The following is a 25856-nucleotide window of genomic DNA, read 5'->3' on the forward strand; positions in this document are numbered from 1 at the left end:
GGGGCCCTGTGCTGTCCGGACGCCGACCGGGTCCTGTGCCGCCCCAGGACCCGGTCGGTCCTGTGCCGTGGGGCGGTCAGGTCACCGATGGAACCCGGCGGGACGGAAGGGGGCTCGTGTCCTGGGGGCGGGCCCCCTTCCGTGCGGCCCGTGCCCTATGCGTCGGTCTTCTTCGCAGCCGCGTCGATCGCCGCCAACGACCTGCGGACCTGGTTCGGGTCCGTCGTGAACCAGAAGTCGGGCATCGAAGCCTTCAGATAGCTGCCGTAGCGGGCCGTGGCGAGCCGCTGGTCCAGCACGGCGACGACTCCGCGGTCGCCCGACGCGCGGACGAGCCGGCCCGCGCCCTGGGCCATCAGCAGCGCGGCGTGGGTGGCGGCGACCGCCATGAAGCCATTGCCGCCGGCCTCCTCCACCGCCTTCTGGCGAGCGCTCATCAAAGGGTCGTCCGGACGCGGGAAGGGGATCTTGTCCATCACCACCAGCTGACAGTTGGGGCCGGGCACGTCGACACCCTGCCAGAGCGACAGCGTGCCGAAGAGACAGGTCTCCGGGTCCGCCGCGAAGTTCTTGATCAGCTCACCGAGCGTCTCCTCACCCTGCAACAGGATCGGGAACTCGGGGATGCGGGCGCGCAGCTCCTCCGCGGCCAGCTGGGCGGCGCGCATCGAGGAGAAGAGACCGAGGGTGCGTCCGCCGGCCGCCTGGATCAGCTCCGTCAGCTCGTCCAGCATGTCCGCGCGGTCGCCGTCGCGCGCGGGGCGGGCCAGGTGCTTGGCGACGTACAGGATGCCCTGCTTGGGATAGTCGAAGGGGGAGCCGACGTCGATGCCCTTCCACTGGGGGACGTCCTCGCCCTGGGTGCCCTCCGGGGCGAGTCCCATGGAGGCGCCCACGCCGTTGAAGTCGCCGCCCGGTTTCAGCGTCGCCGAGGCCAGGATCACGGAGCGGTCCGCGAAGAGCTTCTCGCGCAGGAGGCCCGAGACGCTCATGGGGGCGACGCGCAGGGAGGCGCCGAAGCGGTCGTGCCGCTCGTACCAGACGACGTCGTACTCGGAGCCGTTCACGAGGCGCTCCGCCACGGCGTGGACGCTCTCCACCGACGCCAGCGCCTGCTTGCGGACCGAGTCCTCGTCCTGGACGGACTTGTCGCGGGTCGCGCCGATCGCTGAGATCACCGTGCGGGCGGCGTCGCGCAATGCCATGAGGACGTAGCCGAGGTCTTCCGGGATCTCTTCCAGACGGCCCGGAAGGGCCAGCTCCATCAGTCGCTCGAAGCCCTCGGCGGCGGTCTGGAGCTGATCGGCCGCCTTCTCGTCGACGAGCTTCGCGGCACGGCGCACTGCCCTGTTGACCTGGCCCGCGGTCAGCTCGCCGGTGGCGACGCCGGTGACCCGCGAGACCAGTTCGTGGGCCTCGTCGACGATCAGCACCTCGTGCGGGGGAAGGACGGGAGCGCCCTCGATGGCGTCGATGGCCAGCAGGGCGTGGTTGGTGACGACGACCTCGGCCAGTTTGGCCCGCTCGCGGGCCATCTCCGCGAAGCACTCGGCACCGTACGCGCACTTCGTGGCGCCGAGGCACTCGCGGGACGAGACCGAGACCTGGCCCCAGGCGCGGTCGGAGACGCCGGGGGTCAGGTCGTCCCGGTCGCCGTCCTCCGTCTCGTCGGCCCAGTCGCGCAGCCTCAGCAGGTCCTGGCCCAGCTTGCTGGTGGGCGCGGCGGCCTCGAACTGGTCGAAGAGGCCCTCCTCCTCGTCCTGGGGCATGCCCTCGTGCAACCGGTGCAGGCACAGGTAGTTCGACCGGCCCTTGAGCATCGCGAACTCCGGGCGGCGGCGCAGCAGCGGATGCAGCGCGTCGACCGTGCGCGGCAGATCGCGCTCCACCAGCTGGCGTTGCAGCGCCAGGGTGGCGGTCGCCACGACGACCCTCTCCCCGTGTGCGAGCGCGGGCACGAGGTACCCCAGCGACTTGCCGGTGCCGGTGCCGGCCTGGACCAGCAGATGGGATCCGTCGTCGATCGCCTCCGCGACGGCTTCGGCCATGGTCACCTGGCCGGGGCGCTCCGTGCCGCCGACGGCGGCGACGGCGGCGTGCAGGAGTTCGGGGAGTGAGGGCTTCGTCATAGCGCGACCACCCTACGGGGCGGCACTGACAAAGGCGTGGTCACGGGGGACGGGAGCGACGTGATCAAGACGGTGGGCCTCCCTCTGAGCAGGGCGGGGCACCGGTTCCGGCACGCGGGTGACCGATCGGGACCGGATGCGGGCGGCCGCTGACCGGACAGCTCGGCAGGGTGTCAGAGCAGATGACGCGAAGCCCGGTCCCGGATCATGAGAGCGGCTCGTTTGGCGGGCAGGCCGACCTCCGCGGAGAACCGGAAGCCGGCGGTCAGGAAGGCCGCGACGGACGGCGTGTTGCGGATGTCGGGTTCGGCGACGACCCGCGCGCAGCCGGGTCTGCTGGCGAGGACGAGATCCGCGACCGCCCTGAGCAGTACGGCACCGAGGCCGCGGCCCCGGTCGGCGCCGCGGCCGAGGAGAACGTGGAGGCCCGTGTCGTGCGGTCGGGCCGGATAGAAGCCGGCCAGGGGATCGAGGTCCGCCCGGTAGATCTCCCAGTAGCTCATCGGGGTGCCCTCCAACACACCGAGGCACGGGACGCTGCGGCCGTCTCCGGCCAGTTGCCGACGCAGGTGCGCCGCGGTCACGGCGTCCGGGCCGGCCAGTTCCCAGAAGGCCGCGACCTCGGGGTCGTTCATCCACCGGGCGATGTGGGGCAGGTCCCTGTCGAGCCGGACGGGGACGAGCCGGAAGGCACCGACGGGGGTGACCGCCCGGCCCCAGCCCTCGATGTGGTCGAGCGGGGCTCCCGGGTCGGCGGGGCCGGGCGGGGGGCGCGGGACGGACGTGACGGACGCGGAAGGTCCGGGTGACGTCCGGATCGCGCCCTCTCCAGGCGAGGCGGGCGAGGCCCGGACGCGGTCGGGCGGACGTGGCTCCGAGGTGTCCTCGGCATCGGCGGCGGGCACGGCTCCACTCCTCTCGGCAAGCGTGGTTCAACGGTGCAGGGGGTTGGCGATGGTGACGTAGACGGACTGGGTGTCGACCGGGCCGACGAGTTCGTCCAGGCCGTGGAGGCGGGTGAGGAGGTTGGCCTTGCAGCGCAGGTGCGGCGAGTCGAGCAGCCGGGCGGGCAGCGAACTCCGTGTCCGACCGGGGCCGGTGCGGGAGCGCGGGCCGGGACCGGTGCGGGGGCCGGCGTCGGCGTCGGCGTCCGGAGCGGCGAGGGCAGCGTCGTGGGCATCGTCATCGGCATCCGCGTCCGCAGCGGCGAGGAAGCGTCGGAAGGCGGCGAGTAGCACGTGTTCGTCGGCGAGCCGCTGGGAGCCGAAGGCGCCGACGAGTCCCAGCACGTTGTTGATGCCGAGGTAGTAGGCGAAGCGCTCGTCGGCGACCTCGTCCGGGACGAAGGTGTCGCCGGCTTCGCCGATGCCGGGCAGCCGGGCATCCAGTTCCGCGCGGCGGGACTCGCGGAAGTAGTAGCCCTGGTTGTCGCGGTAGCGGCCGCCGCTCGGCCAGCCGTCGGGGTCCAGCAGCACCAGCGTGTTCTGCTGGTGCGCCTCCAGCGCGATCCCCGCCACGCCGTCGAGCCACAGCACGGGGCGGACGACCCGCTCCAGGTAGCGCAGGAACCACTCGGCGGCCACGGTCTCGCGCGGCCGGCCCGTCACCGCGGCGAGCCGCCCGACGAGCGCCGCGAGCCGGGAGGGCGCCAAGCCTCCGTCCTTCGCCCGATGCGGGTCGGGGCGGGGCGCGACGAGTCCGGCGAGGCAGGAGACGTCGTCGGCCGGGGCGAACGGGTTGTGCCGGATCACCACGTCGAGCCCGGTCACCGGACGGCCTTCCGGCCCGTCCACGGCGAGCCAGGCCGGGTCCCGGACGATGTCGAAGCCGGGGTGGGCGGCCCGCCACCGCTCGCCGAGGCCGGTGCGCAGCAGACGGTGGACCTCGACTCCCCGGTGCAGTTCCTTGCGGAGGTTCTCACGGCGGGAGTTGGTGATGCGCAGTCCCAGCGAGAGCTTGAGCATCGCCGGTGCGCCGGAGCGGTGGACGGTACGCACGGAGGAGGTCGGGTGCCACGGGGGGCCGTGGGCGCCGAGGTCCCGGAGCAGGCCGGCGTCGAGCAGGGCCGCGACCTCCGGACGGTGGCGGACCCCGCGAAGCTGCCAGGGGTGCACGGGCAGGGCGGCGTACCCGTCGGGCAGCGGCAGTGGGGTGCCGGCGAGCCGGGCCGTCAGCGTCCGGGCGGGGACGGGACGGCCGCGCTCGGTCCAGGCGGAGTCGGCGGCCAGCACGCCGGGCGCGACAGCCAGCCAGTGAAGGGGGAAGGAGCCGTGCGCCTCGGGTGAGTACAGCCGGGTTTCGGCGTCGGAGAGGCCCTCGCGGCTCTTGGGGGCCGGATGCAGCGGGTGCCCGAATGTCAGAGCCTGCTCGGCCGAGAGGAAGAGGTCGGCCCGCTCCGCGGGACGCTGCCGGTCCGCGGGGTGTTCCCGGTGCGCGCGGCGTTCCCGGTGGGCGTCGACCAAGGTGGCCGTGCGGCGGACGGAGTCGGCGACCCGGGCGACGAGGTCGTCGTCCCGCGCCGCGCCCCCGGGCACGGCGTCCGTCGCGCGCGGGGCCGTGCCGGGCGGGGCCCCGGACGTTCCGCCGGGCCTGGTGAGCAGCGCCTCGCGGCCGAGCAGGGCCGCGACCAGGACCGCGTCCACGGGCGCGGAGTGCTCGGGGGCGCCGGCCGGGCGCGCAGGCCCGAAGCGGTGCCATCCGGTGGGCGACCAGTAGCGCACGGGGACGTGGAGAGCGGTGCCGGTGGCGGGCAGCGGGATGCGCAGAACACCGTCGTCGGGGGCGGGCAAGCCGGTCTCGCGGACCCAGCAGCGCAGCAGGTTCTCCACGGCCGCCGCCTGGGCCGCCCGACGGGGGTCGGGGTGGTGCAGCGGGTCGGCCGCGGTGCCCTGCTGCCCGCGGGGGGCCGGGAGGACCGACGTGGTCGACGATGACGAAGGCGGGGTGTTCACGGGTGTTCCTTTGCTGGCGTGCGGGCCACGGCGTGCACCGCGTCCGAGAGTCGGTCGAGTACGGCCGCCGCCTGTTCGTCGGTGATCGTCAGGGGCGGCAGCAGGCGTACGACGCTCGCGTGGCGTCCGGCCAGTTCGACGATCAGGCCGCGGCTCAGGCATTCCCGCCGGACGGCGGCGGCCAGTTCGGGCGACGCGGGAGGGATCCCCCGGGCGGCGGCACCAGGTCCACCCCGGATCCCCTCCGGGTCGACCATCTCCACCCCGATCATCAGGCCGCGCCCTCGTACGTCCCCGACGCACGGGAAGTCGTCCGCCAGACAACGGAGTTGGCGCAGGAGGCGGTCGCCCAGGGTCGCCGCGCGGCCGGCGAGGCCGTTGGCGCGGACATGGGCGAGGGTGGCCGCGCCGGCGGCCATGGCGAGCTGGTTGCCGTGGAACGCGCCCGCGTGGACGCCGGGTTCCCGGACGTCGAGGTCGTCCCGGTGGACGATCACGGCCAGGGGCAGACCGCCGCCGACGGCCTTGGACAGGACCATCACATCGGGGGTGATGCCACTGTGTTCGACGGCCCAGAAAGCACCGGTCCGCCCGACGCCCGTCCGGGCCTCGTCGGCGATCAAGGGGATCGAGCGTTCGGCGGTGATGCGGCGCACACGGCGCATCCAGGCGTCCGGCGCGGGGGTCACTCCCCCCTCGCCCTGGACGGGTTCGAGGATCAGCCCGGCCGGCGGGCGCGCCCCCGGCCCGAGGTCGTCGAGGAGCGACTCGGTCCAGCGGACGGTGAGTTCGGCGCCCCGCTCGCCACCGGAACCGAAGGGACAGCGGTGATCCCGGGGGTACGGCGGCCGGGTCACCCCCACGTCCGGGTCGCGGCCGAAGGCTTCGGGGGAACCCGCGGTCGTTCCGTGGCGGGCGCCGGTGAACGCCAGGACCCCGGTGCGGCCCGTGGCGGCCCGGACCAACGCGAGCGCGGCGTCCACCGCGTCCGAGCCGGCCGGTCCGCAGAACCGCACGCGCGCGTGGCCGGCCAGTCCCGGCGGCAGGGTGTGCAGCAGCTCGGCGACGAAGGCGTCCTTGAGCGGTGTGGCGAGGTCGAGGGCCTGCAGCGGGGCTCCCGAGTCGAGGACCTTGCGGACCGCCTCCAGGACGACGGGGTGGTTGTGACCGAGCGCGAGGGTCCCGGCGCCCGAGGCGCAGTCGAGGTAGCGGCGGCCGTCGGCACCCTCGACGGTCAGCCCCCGGGCCCGGACCGGCACGACCGGCAGGGCTCGGGCGTAGGCCTGCTCCGCCGGTTCGCGTGCCGACCGCCCGCCCGGGACGCTCTCCCGGGCGGGACGTCCGCGCACGGGAGTGCCGGGCGCGGGGCCCTCCGCACCGGCCGGGCTCCCGCACAACGGGGCCCCCACGGCGGTTCCCCCGTCGGCATCACGTCCCGCGGACGTCTCCCCCGGCACTGGCTGCGTCACGGCCACGGTTTCCTGTCCTCCCGCTGTCCACAGGCGAGTCGGTGCGCCGCGGGGCTCCCCTCGCCGGGTCCTGACCGGTGCGCCGGGCCGAGGGCGGCGACACCGGGCCCTCGGGGGATTCCCGCTGGAAGGGGACCGCGCACGGACCGCCGCCCCACGGCTACCAACCGCCGACGGTGCTGCGGGTTACGGGTTGCCCCAAGATCCTTGCCGTGACGGAACCGTTGCTGTTCCGTCGGCGCTCCCCCACAGCGAACGCATATCGTGTGATGCCGTCCCACCCGGCCGTGAGACCCGCCCGAACCAGGCACGAGAGGACGCCGAGTTCCCGGGGTGTGCGCGGCCACCGCTCCAAGTTCCTTGACACCACGGGGAGTCACACCATGCGATCCATACGGCCGTCCTTCATCGCCCGGCGGGGGAGGAACGCCTCACGCAGAACCTCCCCCGCTCTGGGTGCCGTCGCCCTGGCGTCGGCGCTCGTCCTCACCGCGACCGCCTGCGACTCGGGTGGCGCCGACGCCGGCAACCAGGCCGGTGCCTCCGCCTCGGCCGCGGGCGACGGAAAGATCACGATCCCGGACGACATCAAGGACCGGCTCAAGGAACACGGGATCGATCTGGACAAGTGGAAGAACGGCGCCTGGAAGAACTGGGACAGGGACGACTGGCTGCGCGAGGCGCAGGACTACGTCAACCCGATCATCAAGGGCCTGTGGGACCCGGACCGGATGCGTGAGGCGGAGGACCCGGACCGCAGCGTCGACGAGAGCGACCTCTCCGACGACCAGGGTGTGACCGACCCCGAGCCGACGGCGGTGGACGCGGCGGCCGTGCCGACCACCTACCACGCCAACGCCCCCGAGGCGGGCAAGGTGTTCTTCGACTCCCCCGAGGGCACGATGGTCTGCTCGGCCACGGTCGTGCAGGATCCGGCCCACCCGGGCAAGTCCAACATGGTGTGGACGGCCGGCCACTGCGTGCACGCCGGCAAGAAGGGCGGCTGGTACCGCAACATCGCCTTCGTGCCGTCGTACAACGACTCGGGCATGTCGGCCGCGAAGCTGCAGACGGCGACCAAGGAAGAGGTGGCGCCGTACGGGGTCTGGTGGGGCGACTGGGCGCAGACGTCCGACCAGTGGATCGAGCAGGGCGGGCAGACCGGCGGCGACGGCGCCGCGTACGACTTCGCCGTCATCCACGTGACGCCCGAGGAGGGCGGCTCCGGCAAGTCGCTGGAGGAAATGGTCGGTTCGGCGCTGCCGGTGGACTTCGCGGCCCCGGCGGTGGCCAAGGTGGAGAGCATCACGGCGACGGGCTACCCGGCGGCGGCACCGTACGACGGGCAGACGCTGTACCAGTGCCAGGACAGGCCCGGGCGGCTGTCGCTCAACGGCACCGACCCGACGATGTACCGCATCGGGTGCACGATGACCGGCGGTTCGTCCGGCGGCGGCTGGGTGACCGCGGGCTCGGACGGCAAGCCCGCGCTGGTGTCCAACACCTCGATCGGCCCGGTGGACGCCGGCTGGCTCGCGGGTCCGCGGCTGGGCGAGGTGGCCAAGGGCGTGTACGACTCGGTGAGCGAGAAGTTCGCCGGCCGGTAGACCGGCGCACGAGCCGGCCGGTGGACCGGCGCACGACGAAGGCCCGCCCTCCGCGACGAGCGGGGGCGGGCCTTCGGGTGAACCGACGCGTCAGCCGAGCGGCGCGGGAACGTACGGCGCGAGATCCGCCGCCAGTTCCTCGTGCACCCGTGCCTTCAGCAGGGTGCCCTCCGCCGTGTGCTCCTCGGAGATCACCTCGCCCTCGGCGTGGGCGCGCGCGACCAGCTTGCCGTGGGTGTACGGCACCAGCGCCTCGATCTCGACGGACGGCCTGGGCAGCTCGTCGTCGATGAGCGCCAGCAGTTCGCCGATGCCCTGGCCGGTGCGGGCCGAGACGGCGATGGAGTGCTTCTCGTTGCGCAGGAGCCGCTGGAGCGTGAGCGGGTCGGCCGCGTCCGCCTTGTTGATCACGACGATCTCGGGCACGTCGGTGGCGCCGACGTCCCTGATCACCTCGCGCACGGCGGCGAGCTGCTCCTCCGGGGCCGGGTGCGAGCCGTCCACCACGTGCAGGATCAGGTCGGACTCGCCGACCTCCTCCATGGTGGAGCGGAACGCCTCGACCAGGTGGTGCGGAAGGTGACGGACGAAGCCGACGGTGTCGGCCAGCGTGTAGAGCCGGCCGCTCGGGGTCTCGGCCCGGCGCACGGTCGGGTCGAGGGTCGCGAACAGGGCGTTCTCGACCAGCACGCCCGCGCCCGTGAGCCGGTTGAGCAGCGAGGACTTGCCGGCGTTGGTGTAGCCCGCGATGGCGACGGAGGGCACCTTGTGGCGCTTGCGCTCCTGGCGCTTGATCTCGCGCCCGGTCTTCATCTCCGCGATCTCCCGGCGCATCTTCGCCATCTTCTCGCGGATCCGGCGCCGGTCAGTCTCGATCTTGGTCTCACCGGGACCGCGGGTGGCGAGGCCGCCGCCCTTGCCGCCGCCCATCTGACGGGACAGCGACTGACCCCAGCCGCGCAGCCTCGGCAGCATGTACTGCATCTGCGCGAGCGCGACCTGCGCCTTGCCCTCCCGGGACTTGGCGTGCTGGGCGAAGATGTCCAGGATCAGGGCCGTGCGGTCGATGACCTTGACCTTGACGACGTCCTCGAGGTGGATCAGCTGGCCCGGGCTCAGCTCACCGTCGCAGATGACGGTGTCCGCGCCGGTCTCGAGGACGATGTCGCGCAGCTCGTCGGCCTTGCCGGAGCCGATGTAGGTGGCGGCGTCGGGCTTGTCGCGGCGCTGGATCACGCCGTCGAGCACGAGTGCGCCCGCTGTCTCCGCGAGGGCGGCCAGCTCGGCGAGGGAGTTGTCCGCGTCCTGTGCGGTCCCCGAGGTCCAGACGCCGACGAGCACGACCCGCTCCAGGCGGAGCTGACGGTACTCGACCTCGGTGACGTCCTCGAGTTCGGTGGAGAGACCGGCGACGCGGCGCAGGGCCGCCCGCTCGGAGCGGTCGAGCTGGTCGCCGTCCCGGTCTCCGTCGGTGTCGAGGCTCCAGGCGACGTCCTCTTCCATCAGGGCATCGGCCCGAAGACCTTCGGGGTAGTCGTGCGCGAGGCGCTTGGTGTCCTGGGAAGGGGAAGAAGAGGAGGTCATTGGGTCCTTACGTCGTTGGGGATGCCGGTTCGGCGGTCATACTGCACAACGCACGAGCAGTCCGGGAGATTCCCGCGTCCCGTGCCCCGCCGACCCGACGATGGTCGCACGGTACGGCCCGTCTCGTCATCGCCTTATTCGGAGGCCTCGACGGCGGGTCCGGTGGCCTTGCCGGCGGGCGCGACCGGCTTCCATTCCGGGTGGCCGGGCATCGGCGGGGTCTTCTCGTCGTACAGCCAGTGCTGGAAGAAGCTCCCGAGGTCGCGGCCGGAGACCCGGGCGGCGAGGCGGACGAAGTCGGCCGTGCCCGCGTTGGCGTCGCGGTGTTCGCTCAGCCAGCTCCGTTCCAGCCGGTCGAAGGCCTCCTGGCCGATCTCCTGGCGCAGGGCGAAGAGCACCAGGGCCGCGCCGTCGTAGACGTTGGAACGGAAAATGCCGATCTTCTGGCCGGGCGCCGGCGGCTTGGGGGCGCCGGGCGGGCCGCCGGCCGCGCGCCAGCGGTCGGAGGCGCCGTACGCCGCCTTCATGCGGGCCTGAAGGGTGCGGTCGGCCTTCTCCTGCGCGTACAGGGCCTCGTACCAGGTGGCGTGGCCTTCGTTGATCCAGAGGTCGGACCAGGTGCGCGGGCTGACGCTGTCGCCGAACCACTGGTGGGCCAGCTCGTGCACCATGATCGACTCGACGTACCACGTGGGGTAGGCGGGCTCGGTGAACAGGCCCTTCTCGAAGAGGGACAGGGTCTGCGTCTCCAGTTCGAAGCCGGTGGCGGTGTCGGCGACGAGCACGCCGTACGTCTCGAAGGGGTAGGGGCCGACCTTGCTCTCCATCCAGGCGATCTGGTCGGGGGTCTTCCGCAGCCAGGGTTCGAGGGCCTCGCGGTCCTCGGCGGGGACGACGTCCCGCACGGGCAGTCCGCGCGGCCCCTCGCGGTGCAGGACGGCGGAGCGCCCGATGGAGACCTGGGCGAGTTCGGTGGCCATCGGGTGCAGGGTGCGGTACGTCCACGTCGTCGCGCGGCCCGCCCGGTCGACGTCGGTCGGCAGACCGTTGGCGACGGCCGTGTACCCGCTGGGCGCGGTGACCCGGACGGTGAACATGGCCTTGTCGGAGGGGTGGTCGTTGCACGGGAACACCAGGTGGGCGGCGTCGGCCTGGTTGGCCATGGCGAGCCCGTCCGCGGTCCGCAGCCAGCCGCCGTCCCGGCCGTCGGGACTCACCGGATCGCTGGTGTGACGCACGGTGACGCGCATCCAGTCGCCGCGGGGCAGCGGGTGCGCCGGCGTGACCACCAGGTCCTCGCCCGCGGTGGCGAAGTCGGCGGGCTCTCCGTCGACCTCGACGGACCGGACCTCGCCGTGGGCGAAGTCCAGGTTGATCCGGTCCAGGGTGTCGGTGGTCCAGCCGTCGATCGTGGTGACCGCCTGGAGCGGTTCGTCGTTGCTTCCGGAATACGTGAGGGCCAGGTCGTACGACGCCACGTCGTAGCCGGGGTTGCCCAGGTGGGGGTAGAGGCGGTCGCCGACGCCGAGCGGGGTGGGCGGGGCACCCGCGGCGACGAGGCAGACGGAGACGGCCGAGGCCAGGAGGGCGGAGGCGAGGCGGCGGGAGCGGGCGGTGCGGGGCCGGCGGGTGCCGGCCCGGTGGGCCTGGGCGCGGGGGGAGAGCAGCATGCACCACGGCTACCAGCGCGCCCCGCCCGTGCGGCGCCGACGCGCGACCGGCCCACCCGAACGGGTTGCGCACGCGCACGTGCGGTGACGGACGGGACGGGAAGGCCCCAGGCCGTGCCCCGGGGGATCAGGAGAACGGCGCCTGGTGGTGCGCGCGCCCCACGTCGTACACGCCGGGGACGTCGCGCATGGCGCGGATGAGGGTGGGCAGCCGGGCCGCGTCGGGGAGCTGGACGGTGTAGGTGTGGCGGACCCGCTGCTGGCTGGGCGGTTCGACGGTCGCGGAGACGATCTCGGCGCCCTCCAGTGCCATCGCCTCGGTGAGGTCGGCGAGCAGGTGGGGGCGGCCGAACGATTCGGCGAACAGGGTGACCCGGCACTCGGTGGTGTCCCCCCAGCGCACGTCGACCACCGCGCGCCCCGCCTGCGTCATGCGGGCCACGGCGGCGCACTCCACGCGGTGCACGGTCACCACGCCGCCGCGTACGGCGAAGCCGGTGACCTCGTCGGCCGGGACGGGCGTGCAGCACCCGGCGAGCCGGACTCCGGCGTCGGGGCGGTCGACGACGGTGATCGCGGCGCCGGGGCGGGGTGCGGGGACCTCGGACGCGGGGGCGTCCGGTGCGGGGCGGGCCGGGGCGCCGTCGGACGGGGGCCCGGCCGGGCCGGCCTTCGTGCCGTCGGCCTCGGCGGGCGCACCGTCCGTACCCGGGTGGGCCGCGAGCCACCGCTGGATGGCGATGCGCGCGGCAGGCGTGTGGGCGTGCTCCAGCCACTCCCTGGAGGGCTCGGAGGCGGGGTCCTGGCCCATGAGGAGCTGGACGCTGTCGCCGTCCCGCAGCACGGTGCTCAGGGTCGCCAGGCGGCCGTTGACGCGGGCGCCGAGGCAGGCGTGGGCGTCCTCGCCGTACTGCGCGTACGCGGCGTCCACGCAGGTGGCGCCCTCGGGCAGGCCGAGGGCGCCGCCGTCGGGGCGGAAGACGGTGATCTCGCGGTCCTGGGCGAGGTCCTCGCGCAGGGTGGACCAGAACGTGTCCGGGTCGGGGGCCGCCTCCTGCCAGTCGAGGAGACGGGAGAGCCAGCCGGGGCGGGTGGGGTCGACGCGCTCGCCGTCGGGCGCGCCCTGCTCCTCCGCCGGCGGGGCGTAGGGATTGCCGAGCGCGACGACTCCGGCCTCGGCGACCTTGTGCATCTGGTGGGTGCGGATGAGGACTTCGGCGACCTGGACGTCGGCGGGGGTGCCCCCGGACGAGTCCGTCCGGGCCCGGGGGAGGGAGACGGCGGTGTGCAGCGACTGGTACAGGTTGAACTTGGGGACGGCGATGAAGTCCTTGAACTCCGAGACCACGGGCGTCATACAGGTGTGCAGTTCACCGAGGACCGCGTAACAGTCGGCGTCCTCGTTGACGAGGACGAGCAGGCGGCCGAAGTCGGAGCCGCGCAGTCGTCCGCGTTTGCGGGCGGTGCGGTGCAGGGAGACGAAGTGCCGTGGCCGGATGAGGACTTCGGCCTGGATGTCGGCGTCGCGCAGCACCGCGCGCGTCACGTCGGCGAACTCGGTGAGGGGGTCGTCCGCGCGCGAGGCGTTGTCGGCGATCAACTTGCGCGTGTGCTCGTACTCCTCGGGGTGCAGGATGGCGAAGACCAGATCCTCCAGTTCGGTCTTCAGCGCCTGGACACCGAGGCGTTCGGCGAGCGGGATGAGGACGTCGCGGGTCACCTTGGCGATGCGTTCCTGCTTCTCGGGACGCATCACGCCGAGGGTGCGCATGTTGTGCAGCCGGTCGGCGAGTTTGATGGACATCACGCGGACGTCGTTGCCGGTGGCGACGAGCATCTTGCGGAACGTCTCGGGTTCGGCGGCGGCGCCGTAGTCCACCTTCTCCAGCTTCGTCACGCCGTCGACGAGGTAGCGCACCTCGGCGCCGAACTCGTCACCGACCTGATCGAGCGTCACATCGGTGTCCTCCACGGTGTCGTGGAGCAGCGAGGCCGTCAACGTGGTGGTCTCCGCACCGAGTTCGGCCAGAATCAGCGTCACGGCCAGCGGGTGCGTGATGTACGGCTCGCCGCTCTTGCGCATCTGGCCGCGGTGGGAGGACTCCGCGAGCACGTAGGCGCGGCGCAGCGGTTCGAGGTCGGCGTCCGGGTGGTGGAAGCGGTGGGCCTCGGCCACATGACCGATCGCGTCGGGCAGCCTGCCGCGGGAGGCGGGGCCGAGCAGGGCCGCCCGGCCCAGACGCCGCAGGTCGATCCGGGGGCGGCTGCGCCTGCGGGGCGCGGCAGGCACTACCGGGCCTGGGGTCGCGGGATTCGTGGCCTCCGCACTCATGAGCACCTCCGGCTGCGTCGACCGGCGGACGGGGTGCCCCAGGGCGGACACGGCTCGGGGGGCTGGCGACAGTCCCCCGTCCGGGCCGGTGCTTGATGCTACCGAGCCCATCACGTCCGACCGACCGCCTCTCGCCGAGCGTGAAACGGATCACCCATTCGAGCGAAGCCTTTGAGGTTTACGGTTTTGCGCCGCCCGGCACCGGGTCGGTCTTGATTTCGAACCCACAGCCACGGCCCCGGCGGCGCTCCTGTGCGCGCCGGGCCGCCACGGCCTCCGATGCCAAGCCGTGCCTCCCTCAGCGGGCGGCGTTTTCCAGCCACTCGGAGTCGATCTCGCCTTCGGCGACGATCACCGCGGGACCGGTCATCTCGATCTCGCCGTCGGGCCGCTCGGTGATCACGAGCCGCCCACCGGGGACATCCACGGTGTACGTCACCGGCATACCGGTGACGGACGGGTCGGCGCCGTCCCTGCGAGCGGCGGCCACGGCGACGGCGCACGCGCCCGTGCCGCAGGAACGGGTCTCGCCGGAGCCGCGCTCGTGCACGCGCAGCGCGACGTGCCGCGGGCCGCGGTCGACGACGAACTCGACGTTGACCCCGTCCGGGTAGGCGGAGGCGGGGCTGAAGGGGGGCGGCGCGTACAGGTCGCCCGCGTGCGCGAGGTCGTCGACGAAGGCGACGGCGTGCGGGTTGCCCATGTTCACGTTCCGTGCGGGCCAGCTGCGCTCGCCGACACCGACCGTGACGTCGCCCTCGGGGAGGCGCGCCCGGCCCATGCCGACGGTGATGTCGCCGTCCTTGGCGAGGTGCACGCTCTTCACGCCCGCGCGCGTGGCGATCGCGAGGTCGCCCTCGGGGACGAGGCCGGCGTGGCGGAGGTAGCGGGCGAAGACCCGGACGCCGTTGCCGCACATCTCGGCGATCGAGCCGTCGCCGTTGCGGTAGTCCATGAACCACTCGGCCTCGGCCGCCAGGTCCTTCGCCTCCGGGTGCGCGGCGGAGCGCACGACGTGCAGCAGTCCGTCGCCGCCGATGCCCGCGCGGCGGTCGCACAGGGTGGCGACGGCGGCCGGGGAGAGGTCGATGGCGTTCTCGGGGTCCGGGACGATCACGAAGTCGTTCTCGGTGCCGTGTCCCTTGAGGAAGGCGATCCGCGTGCTCATCCCCCGATCGTACGGGGTGGGTACGACGGTCCCGCCCGACGGCGAAGCGGGACGGGGGCCGGCGGGGTCTAACGCAGCCGCGCGACCCGCAGGACGGCCAGGACCACGACCGCGGCGACCAGGACGACGTAGGCGAGGACGACCCGCCAGTCGGGACGGCGACCGGAGCCGCGCTGCGGCAGGCCGGGCCAGGTGTGTCCGACGCGGCGGGCGGCCATCATTCCCCAGCCGGCCGCGCAGGAGCAGATCAGCAGGCCCAGCATGGCGATCACGGCGCCGCTGTCGCCGAAGTCGAAGGCGAGCGGGAAGGCGAACATCAGGGAGCCCGTCGCGGCCAGGGCGACGATGGGGGCGAGCTGCCAGATCCGCAGCCTGCGCTGGGGGCGCAGCTCGACCTCGACCTCCGGGCCGCCGGCGAACATCTCCTCCGGCTCGGGACCGTCGGCGGTCACGCCGTCCTCGGCCTCGTCCGTGTCGTCGATGTCGTCGATGCCGTCCGTGTCGTCGGTGCTGTCGATGTCGTTCGAGCCGTCGGGGCTGCCCGTACCGCCGTCGCCGTCCGGGCCGTCGGCGCCGTCCGCTCCCGCGGGGCCCGGACGGCCGTCCGCCGGCTCCGGTTCGCCGTGCTCGCCGGTGACGTGCTCGGTGCCTTGTGCGGTGTCACGAGGGCCGGCCTCCATCGCCACGCGCCCTCCCCACTCGGACTCCACTTGGTCGATCGAAGCTCGATGATGGCACGGGGCCGGAGGCCCGGATGACGGCCTGAGCGTCCCGATGCCATGACGTGATCAGGCTGTGACCGGTCGTTCGACCAACGCCAACGCGAGCTGCGGAAGTTCCCCGAGGTCCGCCGCGGCCCCACTCAACCAGTGCACCCGCGGATCGCGCCTGAACCAGGAATCCTGACGGCGCGCGAAGCGTTTGGTGGCGCGGACCGTCTCCGCCCGCGCCTCGTCCTCGGTGCACTCGCCGGCCAGGGCGGCGAGGACCTGCTGGTAGCCGAGCGCGCGCGAGGCAGTGCGCCCCTCGCGCAGGCCTCGCGCCTCCAGTGCGCGCACCTCGTCCACGAGCCCCGCGTCCCACATCCGGTCGACTCGCCGGGCGATGCGCTCGTCGAGTTCGGGCCGGGTCACGTCCACGCCGATCTGGATCGTGTCGTAGACGGAGTCGTGCCCCGGCAGATTGGCCGTGAAGGGCTTGCCGGTGATCTCGATCACTTCGAGGGCGCGGACGACACGGCGGCCGTTGCTCGGCAGGATCGCCTGCGCCGCCTCCGGGTCGGCGGCCGCCAGACGGGCGTGCAGGGCGCCGGAGCCGCGCAGCGTCAGCTCCTCCTCCAGCCGGGCCCGCACCTCGGGGTCGGTGCCGGGGAACTCCAGGTTGTCGACGGCGCCGCGGACGTACAGCCCGGAGCCGCCGACCAGGACCGGCCAGCGGCCCTCGGCGAGCAGGGCGTCGATGCGGGCCCGGGCCAGGCGCTGGTATTCGGCGACCGAGGCGGTGACGGTGACGTCCCAGATGTCGAGGAGGTGGTGCGGGACGCCGCCGCGCTCCTCGGGCGTCAGTTTCGCGGTGCCGATGTCCATCCCTCGGTACAGCTGCATGGAGTCGGCGTTGACGACCTCGCCGCCGAGCCGTCGAGCCAGAAAGACGCCCAGATCGGACTTTCCGGCCGCGGTCGGTCCGACGACGGCGATGACCCGGGGGGTGGGGGGTGCGCTGCTCACCGCACCAGTCTCCCAAACGTCACCCCGTGCCCTCGAACGAGTGAGGTGACAGGACTCGCGCCAGGTCGTTGCCCGTTGCGGGATTCCCGTCGCCCGTTCACGGGGCGGCGTGCCCCGGTGACGCGAACGGACGCACCGGACGACGCGGGATTTCGCCCGCACGAGTACCGTATGGAGTGAATATGGGCGTTATGGCATGGCTTTTCCGTAGGTCGAAGGCCGCACGGCAAGCGGACGCGGACGGGACGGTCACGGAAGAGACGGTCACGGAGGAAGCGGCCGCACAGGAGACGGCGGTCACCTCCGGGGCACCGGCCGGTTCGTCCGGAGGCGGCGCCGGGGCGGAGGAATCCGCCGAGGACGGTGTCGGCATCCCGCGGCAGCAGCCGTCCGGCAAGGCGGCCGACAATGAGGCCGGCGAGAGCGCCCGCACCTGACGGACCCGCCAGGGAAGGTGACCCATGGGTCTTTTGCACAATCTGAAGGCCAGACTCAACCCTGCCAAGGACAAGATGTCCGGCCTCGCGCAACAGCACGGGGACAGGATCCATCACGGGATCGACAAGGCCGCCCACGTCGTCGACGAGAGGACGAAGAGCAAGTACTCGGGCAAGATCCAGTCGGGCACCGGCAAGGCCAAGGGCGCGGTGGACCGGCTCGCGCACAAGGACGAGCCGGGGGCGGGCGGCGACACGTTCACGCCCCCGAGCACGCCTCCGCCGACGTCCTGAACGACGGTCGGCGTCGGCGCGACGGAGACGGACGGAGACGGACGGTCGCGGTGCGCGCACGTGGCCGTCCGCCGGTCCCCGCGCGCCGACGCCGGGGCGGCCGAGACCGCGGCGCCGGGCGGCGAACCGAGCCCGGACCGGACCGGGCCGCGGCCACGCAGCGGGGCCGAAGGGGTCAGGACCAGGCCGCGACCACGTACCCGACGCCGTACGGCGCGTCCTCGTACAGCAGGGTGCCGGACAGGCCGGCGTCCTGCGCCGCGCCCGCGAGCACCTGCCAGGGGGCCCGCCCGGCCGCCTTCAGCTCACGGGCCAGTCCGGCGTCGAGGGCCTTCAGGGCCGCGATGTCGGCGGCGCCGAGCGCCCGCCCGGCCTCGGCGTCGAAGGGGGCCGCGCGCTCGTCCAGATAGCCCGGCGCCTTCAGCGTGCGGCAGGCGCTCGCGTCGCCCATCACCAGGAGCGCGATCCGGTCGGACCGGGCGGCGATCTCCCGGCCGGCCTCGGCGCATCGCCCGGGCGCGAGGGACTCCTCCACGCCGAGTCCCTCGACCGGGGCGTCCGACCAGCCGGCCCGCTCCAGCAGCCGGGCGCCCACGGCCAGGGAGGGCGGCAGGTCGCGCCCGGACGCCGTCTCCGCCTCCGCGCCCGCCCCGCCGAGCCGTACGGCGAGATCCACGCCGAAGCCGCGGAAGGATCCCGGCGTGCCCGCGGGATACGCGCCCCGCCCGGCCTCCTCCACGGGGCCGATCACCACTAGCCGGTCCGGCCGGGCGGCGGCGAGCACCGACAGCGCGTCCGAGCAGGCGGTACGCGCGGCGTCCAGCTCGGGCGCGGCGCCCGCGGCCACCTCGGGCACGAGCAGGGGCGGACAGGGACAGACTGCGGCGGCGACAAGCATGATCGGCAGGGTAACCCCGGGCCACCGGTACCGCCCACGCCGGCACCGGCGTGGGCCCGCGTGGTGCGGGACGGGCGGAGCCCCGGTCAGTCGCGGCCGCAGCCGCTGCCGTCGGCCACCGGGAGCGGCGCGGGGGCGCCGACCTTGGGCAGGCCCAGCATGACGCCGGCCGACTCGGCCGCCTTCTCCGCGGTGCGCTTCTCCCAGGCGTCACCCGCGCGCGTGCGGCGCACGTCGAGGACGGCGCCCTCGGCGAGGAGGTGGTGCGGGGCCGCGTAGGTGATCTCGACCGTGACGACGTCGCCGGGTCGGACCTCCTGGTCGGGCTTGGTGAAGTGGACGAGGCGGTTGTCGGGGGCGCGGCCGGAGAGGCGGTGGGTGGCGCCGTCCTTGCGGCCCTCGCCCTCGGCGACCATCAGCTCCAGGGTGCGGCCGACCTGCTTCTTGTTCTCCTCCCAGGAGATCTCCTCCTGAAGGGCGACGAGACGCTCGTAGCGCGCCTGGACGACCTCCTTGGGGATCTGGTTCTCCATGGTGGCGGCCGGGGTGCCGGGCCGCTTGGAGTACTGGAAGGTGAACGCCTGGGCGAACCGGGCCTCACGCACCACGTGCAGGGTCTCCTCGAAGTCCTCCTCGGTCTCGCCGGGGAAGCCCACGATGATGTCGGTGGTGATCGCGGCGTGCGGGATGGCCGCGCGGACCTTCTCGATGATCCCGAGGTAGCGCTCCTGGCGGTAGGAGCGGCGCATCGCCTTCAGGACGGTGTCCGAGCCGGACTGGAGCGGCATGTGCAGCTGCGGCATCACGTTCGGCGTCTCGGCCATGGCGGCGATGACGTCGTCGGTGAAGTCGCGCGGGTGCGGCGAGGTGAACCGCACGCGCTCGAGGCCCTCGATCGTCCCGCACGCGCGCAGCAGCTTGCTGAAGGCCTCCCGGTCGCCGATGTCGGAGCCGTAGGCGTTGACGTTCTGGCCGAGCAGCGTGATCTCGCTGACGCCCTCGCCCACCAGGGCGTCGATCTCGGCGAGGATGTCGCCGGTGCGGCGGTCCTTCTCCTTGCCGCGCAGAGCCGGGACGATGCAGAACGTGCAGGTGTTGTTGCAGCCGACGGAGATCGACACCCAGGCCGCGTACGCGCTCTCGCGGCGCGTGGGCAGCGTCGAGGGGAACGCCTCCAGGGACTCGGCGATCTCGACCTGCGCCTCCTCCTGCACGCGCGCGCGTTCCAGCAGGACCGGGAGCTTGCCGATGTTGTGGGTGCCGAAGACGACGTCGACCCAGGGGGCCTTCTTCACGATGGTGTCGCGGTCCTTCTGCGCCAGGCAGCCGCCGACCGCGATCTGCATGCCGGGCCGCGAGGCCTTCCGCGGCGCGAGGCGGCCGAGGTTGCCGTACAGCCGGTTGTCGGCGTTCTCCCGTACGGCGCACGTGTTGAAGACGACGACGTCCGCGTCACCGTCCGACCCCTCGGGGGCGCGCACGTAGCCGGCGTCTTCGAGCAGCCCGGACAATCGCTCGGAGTCGTGGACGTTCATCTGGCACCCGTAGGTGCGAATCTCGTAGCTCTTGGGTGCGGGAACGTCCACTGCGAGGCTCCGGTCGCTGCTGCTGGTCATGGCTCAAGGGTAGGCGGTCCCGGACAGCCCCCTGCCCGGTGCTCCGGGGCCCGCGAAGGTGACGGCCGCGCTCAGGCGGGCGGCGCCGGAGCGGCCCGCCGCAGTGCGACGACCGCCTCGGCCGTGTGGCACAGCCCGTCCGCGGCCCGCCGCAGCGTGCGCCAGGAGACCAGCCACAGGACGGTCCCGCCGAGGCCGGCGGGCCACCACCAGAGGCCGACGGCGGTGAAGGCGACGCTCCAGACCAGGGCCTCGCAGGCCGCCTGGTAGGCGTCGCGGGCCTCGCCCAGCGCGGCGCGGGAGGCGTCCGGCACTTCGAGGAGGAGCCTGGTCCACTCACCGGGGAGATCGGTTCCCGCCTGTGTCCTGGCGCTCTGTTCGGCGGCGCGGATCCGGTCGCCCGACCAGGTCGGCGAGGTCGGCCTGACCGGTGCGGCGCGGACCCTGCGCGCGTCGAGCCGGGCGGCGCGCAGTTCGTGCCCGGCCGCGCGGGCCCGCACGGCCTCCCTGCCGATCTCCTCGGGAGAGGTCCAGCGGCTCACCCGCCACCGGGTGAGCCGCCGGGCCACGGGAGTCAGCCACCAGGGCCAGGCCCCCGCGGACAGTGCGCCGACCGCGTCGGCGGCCAGGGGCACCGCCAGCCCGACCGCCACCGCGGCCAGCACGACGAGGACGAGCGTGGCGGCGCCGCCGGCGGTGAGCCCGCCGTTCAGCGGCAGGGCGCCGGCGATCCGGTCGCGGGCGAGTGCGATGTCGTCCCAGTGGCGGTGGCCGAGCTGCCCGCCGCCCACGAGGGCCACGACGACGAACAGGAGGGCGGGCAGCAGCCGCCGCAGGAACCATCCGTCGGGGATGCGCCTCTGGAGTTCGAGAAGCAGTGCCACCGTCTCAGCCCGTCCCCTGTGTGTCGCCGTGCGCCCGCAGTGCCGTGCTCCTCTGTGCCCGCCGTCAGTCCACGCGTCTCATCGGGGCGTCCGCCAGCGCGCACACGCCCGTGCCGGGGGCGCTCTCCTCGTGCAGGTCCACGCGCGCGCAACGGCCCGTCGGGCAGACCCAGCCGGTCGACCGCGGGGCGGGGGCGGACGGCCAGTCGCCCACGCCCATCGTGGAGCGCAGGCCGAGTCCGCCGGGGATCCCGGCCGTCTCGGCCGCGTCGTGCAGCAGGCGTACGGCGTCCCGCCAGGACTGCGCGGACGGGTCGCCGTCCCGGACGACGGCGAACGGGGCGTCCCAGTGGGCGGGGCCGATCAGCTCGCGCAGCGGGCCGGCGTTGCGGCACACGTACGCGACGGCATCCTCGTACAGCCTCTGCGCCTTCGCCCCGTGCCCCACCGCTCCCCCTCAACTACCGTGAAAACGCTGCCTCCTGACGTTAACCCACAGCACTATGGGAGGGATGACGGAACTTCGTGAACAAGTCGTGGCCCGTCTGCTGGCGGCGCAGAACAGCCGTGACCCGGCGCCCCTGCGCGAGCCGGCGGCGGTCGCCGACGCGCTCGCGCTGCTGCGTGCGGCGACGCCCTCCCCCGAGGAGGCCGTCGACCTCGACGCGGTCGCCGCGGTCTTCTGGACGTTCTGGTTCCGGCATCTGGGCCCCGACGATCCGGACATCCGGCAGAACATGACGATCGCCGTCAGTACCTTCGGCTTCCTGCGGCCGCGCGTCCCGCGGGACGTCCGCTTCCCGCCGGTCCTGGAGGACGCCCACGACCCCGCCGATCCGGCCCTGGAGGCCCGGTTCGCCCACCTCGCCGGCTCCGCCCACGCCGAGGCGCTCCAGAGACCCGACGGCTCCGACTCCGGCCGGCGGGCCGCGCTGGAGCGGGCGCTGGCCTGGTCGGACACGGCCCGGGACCTGCTGCCCGGGGAGCACGAGGGGGTCGTGGAGCTGGCGGTGCACGCCCTCGACCTCGAACTGATCCGGTTCCGGCTGGACGCGGAGCCAAACGCGCTGGCCGCCGCGGCCCGGCACGCGCGGACGGTGTGCGAACGGCTGCCCGCCCTCCGCCCCGACCTCCTCGGCCCGGCCGCTCCCGACGCGGCCGCCCTCGCCCTGAGGACGGTCGTGGACGCGGCCCGGCTGCTCGGTGAGCCCTCGCTCGCCGATGTCGAACGGCTGGTGGCGGCGGCCCCCGCCGGCACCCTCGACCCGGAGGGCACGGAGGGGCTGCGCTTCCTGCGCGCGCTGCGCGCCGAGCCGTCCGCCTGGCCGGGCCTGCCGGACCTGCGGATCGGGGCAGCGGTCGCCGAGGCGGGAGCCCGGGAGCACGACGCCGCACGCATCGCCTGCGCCGTACGACGGCTGCGCGCGGCTCTCGGCCACGCTCCCGCCGGTCATCCGGCCCACCTGGCCGTCACGGTGGCCCTGAGCGAGGCGCTCGCCGCGCTCGCCGAGGAGCGGGGCGACGCCGCGGCCGCGCGGGAGGCGGTGGACGTCCTCGACGCCGTCGACACGGGTTCTCTGGGCGACGCCGACCGGGAGCGCCTCGAGCTGGTCCGCGTCCTCCGCCGGATGGCGCAGGGGCAGCCGGACGCAGGGGAAGGCGGCGAGGACGGCACGGGGGTGTCGCTCGGCCCGTTGCTCGACCGGCTCCGGGACGGCTCCGCACGGCGGGGCGAGGCCCCGGACATCACGCTGGAGACCCTCGGCGTCATGTCGGCGCTCTCCGAGGGCGGCGTCGACGGACTCTCCGACGAGCGGATCGCCCGGTACCGTGCCGCGCTGGCCGGGGTGCCCGCCGACGCACCGCAGCGGTACGCGTGCGTGGCCGTACTGGCCGCCCTCATCGGGCTACGGGCCCGGCAGGTGCGGGAGTCCGGCTCCGACCGGGCGGCCGGCCGGCTGGACGCGGACGCCCGCGTGCTGGCCGAGGAGGTGGCCGCCACGGCTCCGGACGGGGCGGCGCTGCCCGGCCTGCTCCGCAAGGGCGGTCACGAGGCCGCGCTCGCCGTCGCGGCGTCGACCGTCCTCACCGGCGAGCCCGACGGCGGGTCCGACCCCGAGCTGGCCCGTGCGGTGTCCCGGCTGTCCCGCCTGGCCGACGTCGGCCTGGACGACCCCGACACCCTCGACTCCGACATCGCCGTACTGCGGGAGCTCCTCGAGGGGCTCGCCGAGGACGACTCCGAGCAGCGGGCGCACCTGTCCGCGACGCTCGGCAGCGCGCTGTCCGCACAGGCCGCCCACCTGGGCGATCCCGCTCTCCTGGAAGAGGCCGTTCCGCTGCTGCGGTACGCCCGCGCGCACGCCTCGGACCTGCCCCCGGCCGTCGACGCGGTGCTCGCCCAGGCGCTCACGGTCGTATCGGCCACCCGGATGGACACGGAGGCCGCGCGCGAGGCGGCCGTGCTCCTCGCGGCGACGTCCGCCCCGGCGTCGGCGGGGGCGGAGAGGGGGGCGGAGGCGGCGCAGGCATCGGAGGCGCCTGGAACTGCGGGGGCGCACGCCGCATCACCGCACGCACCCGCGAGCGACACGGCCCAGGCCTTCATGACGGCCCACACCGAACTGCACAACGCCCTGCAGCTCTACCTCTTCGGCCAGGATCCGGACCAGCTCGACCGGGCCCGCGAGACGGCCCGGCGGATGCGCGCGCCCGCCGACGGCGGGGCGGGAACCGGGGCACGGCGGAGCGGGACGCCCCAGGCAGGAGCGCATCGGACCGGAACGCCGCAGACCGGAACGCCGCAGCGCGAAACGGACCGGACCGGACCGTCACGGACCGGCGCCCCGGATCTCGACATGATGAGCGACGTCTACCTGGACCTGCTGGAGACGGTCGGACCGGGCGGCGGTCCGAAGACGGACGTCACCGACGACCTGGTCGACCGGTGCCGCCGCAGGCACGACGCGGCCGCCGACCCCCGGACGCGGGTCCTGACCACGATGACGCTGATGCGCGTGCTGGGCATGCGCGCCCTCGCCCTGCGGGGGAGCGAACCGGAGCGCGCGCGGAGCCTCGTCGCCGAGGCGGCCCACCTGGTGGACGCCGTCGCGCCGGAGGCCCCCGCGGGCTGGGCCGACTCGATGCGCCCCTTCGTGACCATGATCGCCATCGGCGTCACCGGCGGCGGCAGGCTGCCCCCGGTCACCTCGGAGCAGGCTCCCCCCGAGACAGCGGCGGCGACCTCTCTGCCGGGCGTCCTCGAGGCGATGATGGCGCCGCTGCGCCATCGCCTCGCCGGTGTGGCCGACCCCGCCTCGCTGCGCGATCCGAGGATTCCGGCCCTGTTCCGGGCGCACGGCGAGATCGGGGCGGCGGCGGGCGCGCTGGGCAGGCCCCGGCCACGGATCGACCTGGCGCTCTCCCATCTCGAGGCGGCCGTCGACGTGCTGCCGGGCATCACCGACCGGGGCAGCGGCCAGGAGTCCGCGGAGCACGGTCTGAGGCAGTTCGAGGGGGACATCCGGGGCATCGTCGAGCTGATCCTCACGGCGGTCCTGGTCCGTGACGGCTCCGCCCGGCTCGACAGGCGGCTGGAGGAGCTGAAGGAGATCGCCGCCGCGGTCGAGCGGGACGGCCGCCCGCCGGAGTCGCTGCCCGACCTCTCCGCGGCAGAGCGCGTCGTGGCCGGTCCCGATGTCGACCGGGTGGCCGAGCTCCTGGAGCGCGGTCGTGGCCTGCTGCTGTCCCGGCGGATGGAGGCGCGGGCCGACCTCGGTGAGCTGCGGTCCGCCCATCCGGAGCTGGCGGAGGAGTTCGAGCGGCTGACCGGGCTGCTCGCCGCCGAGCGCCCGCCGGTGGCTCCCGGCGACGCCGAGCGGGACCGGCTCGACAAGCTCCGGACCTCGCGTGCCCTCGACGGGCTGGTCGACAGCATCCGCGACCGGCCGGGCTTCGACGGCTTCCTGCGCCCGCTCCGGGCGGAGCGGTTGCGCGCCCTCGCGGCGGACGGCCCGGTGGTGGTGCTCAACCACGCGCGACAGCTGTGCCACGCCGTCGTGGTGACCGAACGCTCGATCACGGCCCTGGCCCTCGAACCGTCGGCGGAGGAGGTGACCGGGGCGGCCCGGCGGCTGCGGGAGGCCGTCGACGTCATCAACGCGCAAGGAACGTCGAGGAGTTCCCCGGCCGAGCTGATCGGCGCCGGCGCGGAGGTCCGCGAGGTGCTGGCGTGGGCCTGGCACGGGATCGTGCGCCCCGTCCTGGAACATGTCGGCGTCGTCGGCCCGGTGCCCGGGGACGGGCCGTGGCCGCGGATCTGGTGGGTGCCCACGGGCGCCTTCCACGCCCTGCCGCTGCACGCGGCCCAGTGCACCCGGTCCGACTGCGACCTGGAGGGCTGTGGCGCCGCCCTGGACACCGTGGTGTCGTCGTACGTACCCGGCTTCCAGACCCTCGCCTACGCGCGCGACCGGGCGGAGCGGCGCGGCCCGGCCGACGGCGGCGGCGCGCTGCTGGTCGCCTCCCCCGAGGAGGAGCTGCCCGGTGTCGCGGCCGCCACCCGCTACGCCGCCGGCCTCCTGGGCGCGGGTGAGCCGCTGATCGGGGCCGCCGCGACCCGGGAGGCCGTCCTGGCCGGGCTGGGCGGCGCGGCCTGGGCGCACTTCGGCTGCCACGCGGCGACCGACCCCGCGGCACCGTCCGGGGCCCTGCTGCACCTGCCCAGCGGCGAGTCGCTACCGGTCCTGGACGTCTGCCGTGCGCGTCCGGGTGCGGCGCGCCTCGCCTTTCTCGCGGCCTGCGGTACGGCCCGCGCCTCCGAGCGGCTCAGCGACGAGGCGATCCACATCACCAGCGCGTTCCTGCTCGCCGGTTTCCCGACCGCCGTCGGCACGCTCTGGGAGATCGACAGCACGCACGCCGACCACGTCACCCGCGACTTCTACCGCCGGGCCACGGGGGAACCGGCACACGACCCGGCCCTCGCCCTGCACCACGGCGTCCGCGCCCTGCGCGAGCGGATGCCGCGACGCCCGCACGTCTGGGCGGCGTACGTGCACGCGGGCGCGTGAACGCATGGAACACGGGAC

The 25856-nt window shown here is 74.1% G+C and carries 18 protein-coding genes; 4 read left to right on the forward strand and 14 right to left on the reverse strand.

The features are described 5' to 3' along the window. Positions 1–155 precede the first annotated feature (155 nt). The 4 genes from ACGFQC_RS16840 to ACGFQC_RS16855 form a co-directional block, all read right to left on the reverse strand. Positions 156–2129 (reverse strand): ATP-dependent DNA helicase, encoded by a 1974-nt coding sequence (locus ACGFQC_RS16840; protein ID WP_363091927.1) that lies wholly within the window; start codon positions 2127–2129, stop codon positions 156–158. Positions 2130–2302: 173 nt separating this feature from the next. After that, complete coding sequence (locus ACGFQC_RS16845; RefSeq protein ID WP_363091928.1) at positions 2303–3034, reverse strand: GNAT family N-acetyltransferase; 732 nt, start codon at positions 3032–3034, stop codon at positions 2303–2305. Between the two features lie 27 nt (positions 3035–3061). Beyond that, complete coding sequence (locus tag ACGFQC_RS16850; RefSeq protein ID WP_363091929.1) at positions 3062–5080, reverse strand: IucA/IucC family protein; 2019 nt, start codon at positions 5078–5080, stop codon at positions 3062–3064. Further along, a complete protein-coding gene (locus ACGFQC_RS16855) occupies positions 5077–6429 on the reverse strand; it encodes a diaminobutyrate--2-oxoglutarate transaminase family protein (protein ID WP_363091930.1) in 1353 nt (450 codons plus the stop codon). Before ACGFQC_RS16855 ends, ACGFQC_RS16850 begins: the two co-directional genes overlap by 4 nt. Before the next feature lie 503 nt (positions 6430–6932). Here ACGFQC_RS16855 and ACGFQC_RS16860 point away from each other — a divergent pair. Beyond that, the gene (locus ACGFQC_RS16860; RefSeq protein WP_363091931.1) at positions 6933–8156 is read left to right on the forward strand and encodes a hypothetical protein; all 1224 of its coding nucleotides are present in this window, start codon (positions 6933–6935) and stop codon (positions 8154–8156) included. A gap of 90 nt (positions 8157–8246) precedes the next feature. On the opposite strand, the gene hflX is transcribed toward ACGFQC_RS16860, so the two are convergent. The 6 genes from hflX to miaA form a co-directional block, all read right to left on the reverse strand. Further along, a complete protein-coding gene (hflX, locus tag ACGFQC_RS16865; protein ID WP_363091932.1) occupies positions 8247–9740 on the reverse strand; it encodes a GTPase HflX in 1494 nt (497 codons plus the stop codon). 134 nt (positions 9741–9874) lie between these two features. Then, entirely contained in the window at positions 9875–11410 is a 1536-nt protein-coding gene (locus ACGFQC_RS16870; protein WP_363091933.1) for a M1 family metallopeptidase, read from the reverse strand. A 127-nt stretch (positions 11411–11537) separates the two neighbouring features. Continuing rightward, entirely contained in the window at positions 11538–13742 is a 2205-nt protein-coding gene (locus ACGFQC_RS16875) for an HD domain-containing protein (protein WP_363091934.1), read from the reverse strand. A gap of 298 nt (positions 13743–14040) precedes the next feature. Then, on the reverse strand, positions 14041–14910 hold the full coding sequence (dapF, locus tag ACGFQC_RS16880) for a diaminopimelate epimerase (RefSeq protein ID WP_363091935.1): 870 nt from the start codon (positions 14908–14910) through the stop codon (positions 14041–14043). 68 nt (positions 14911–14978) lie between these two features. Beyond that, positions 14979–15590 carry a hypothetical protein gene (locus ACGFQC_RS16885; protein WP_363091976.1) on the reverse strand — a complete coding sequence of 204 codons (612 nt, stop codon included), beginning with the start codon at positions 15588–15590 and terminating at the stop codon, positions 14979–14981. A 108-nt stretch (positions 15591–15698) separates the two neighbouring features. Further along, positions 15699–16637: a tRNA (adenosine(37)-N6)-dimethylallyltransferase MiaA gene (gene miaA / locus ACGFQC_RS16890; RefSeq protein WP_363091936.1), complete on the reverse strand. Its 939-nt coding sequence runs from the start codon at positions 16635–16637 to the stop codon at positions 15699–15701. A 191-nt stretch (positions 16638–16828) separates the two neighbouring features. Between miaA and ACGFQC_RS16895 the strand changes: the two genes are divergently transcribed. Both ACGFQC_RS16895 and ACGFQC_RS16900 read left to right on the forward strand, forming a co-directional pair. Then, complete coding sequence (locus ACGFQC_RS16895) at positions 16829–17074, forward strand: hypothetical protein (RefSeq protein WP_393288297.1); 246 nt, start codon at positions 16829–16831, stop codon at positions 17072–17074. Positions 17075–17098: 24 nt separating this feature from the next. Then, positions 17099–17368 (forward strand): antitoxin, encoded by a 270-nt coding sequence (locus ACGFQC_RS16900; RefSeq protein ID WP_363091938.1) that lies wholly within the window; start codon positions 17099–17101, stop codon positions 17366–17368. Positions 17369–17543: 175 nt separating this feature from the next. Here the strand turns inward: ACGFQC_RS16900 and ACGFQC_RS16905 are convergent, their stop codons facing one another. The 4 genes from ACGFQC_RS16905 to ACGFQC_RS16920 all read right to left on the reverse strand — a co-directional run bounded on the left by ACGFQC_RS16905 (position 17544) and on the right by ACGFQC_RS16920 (position 21214). Continuing rightward, the gene (locus tag ACGFQC_RS16905; protein WP_363091939.1) at positions 17544–18266 is read right to left on the reverse strand and encodes a class III extradiol dioxygenase subunit B-like domain-containing protein; all 723 of its coding nucleotides are present in this window, start codon (positions 18264–18266) and stop codon (positions 17544–17546) included. Positions 18267–18352: 86 nt separating this feature from the next. After that, positions 18353–19882 (reverse strand): tRNA (N6-isopentenyl adenosine(37)-C2)-methylthiotransferase MiaB, encoded by a 1530-nt coding sequence (miaB, locus tag ACGFQC_RS16910; RefSeq protein WP_363091940.1) that lies wholly within the window; start codon positions 19880–19882, stop codon positions 18353–18355. 71 nt (positions 19883–19953) lie between these two features. Beyond that, positions 19954–20766 carry a hypothetical protein gene (locus tag ACGFQC_RS16915; protein ID WP_363091941.1) on the reverse strand — a complete coding sequence of 271 codons (813 nt, stop codon included), beginning with the start codon at positions 20764–20766 and terminating at the stop codon, positions 19954–19956. Between the two features lie 64 nt (positions 20767–20830). Further along, positions 20831–21214, reverse strand: coding sequence for a hypothetical protein (locus ACGFQC_RS16920; RefSeq protein WP_363091942.1), 384 nt, complete (start codon positions 21212–21214; stop codon positions 20831–20833). Positions 21215–21278: 64 nt separating this feature from the next. Between ACGFQC_RS16920 and ACGFQC_RS16925 the strand changes: the two genes are divergently transcribed. Further along, positions 21279–25838, forward strand: a complete 4560-nt coding sequence (locus ACGFQC_RS16925; RefSeq protein ID WP_363091943.1) for a CHAT domain-containing protein — start codon at positions 21279–21281, stop codon at positions 25836–25838. Positions 25839–25856 lie beyond the last annotated feature (18 nt).

Source organism: Streptomyces sp. NPDC048734 (genome assembly GCF_043198675.1).
In the GTDB taxonomy this organism is placed as follows: Bacteria; Actinomycetota; Actinomycetes; order Streptomycetales; family Streptomycetaceae; genus Streptomyces.